This window comes from Vibrio sp. 1078-1 (assembly GCF_033340475.1).
On record NZ_JAWOWM010000868.1, the window covers coordinates 1 to 524 of the forward strand.

The following is a 524-nucleotide window of genomic DNA, read 5'->3' on the forward strand; positions in this document are numbered from 1 at the left end:
GGAGTGACGGGCACTGGCTGGCAATGTCTAGCAACGGCAGGCATTTCGGCTGAGGGTAAAAGAACTTTCCGCTAAGCGATAGACTGTATGTAAACACAGTATTGCAAGGACGCGGAACATGCCTCATGTGGCGGCCAGGACGGCCAGCCGGGATCGGGATACTGGTCGTTACCAGAGCCACCGACCCGAGCAAACCCTTCTCTATCAGATCGTTGACGAGTATTACCCGGCATTCGCTGCGCTTATGGCAGAGCAGGGAAAGGAATTGCCGGGCTATGTGCAACGGGAATTTGAAGAATTTCTCCAATGCGGGCGGCTGGAGCATGGCTTTCTACGGGTTCGCTGCGAGTCTTGCCACGCCGAGCACCTGGTCGCTTTCAGCTGTAAGCGTCGCGGTTTCTGCCCGAGCTGTGGGGCGCGGCGGATGGCCGAAAGTGCCGCCTTGCTGGTTGATGAAGTACTGCCTGAACAACCCATGCGTCAGTGGGTGTTGAGCTTCCCGTTTCAGCTGCGTTTCCTGTTTG

General features: G+C 57.1%; 1 protein-coding gene. It reads left to right on the forward strand.

The window, feature by feature from the left end; all coding sequences use genetic code 11:
* Positions 1-118: 118 nt before the first annotated feature.
* Positions 119-524, forward strand: a 406-nt coding sequence (locus tag R7190_RS30535; protein WP_001120876.1) for an IS91 family transposase, incomplete at its 3' end; no start/stop codon positions are given.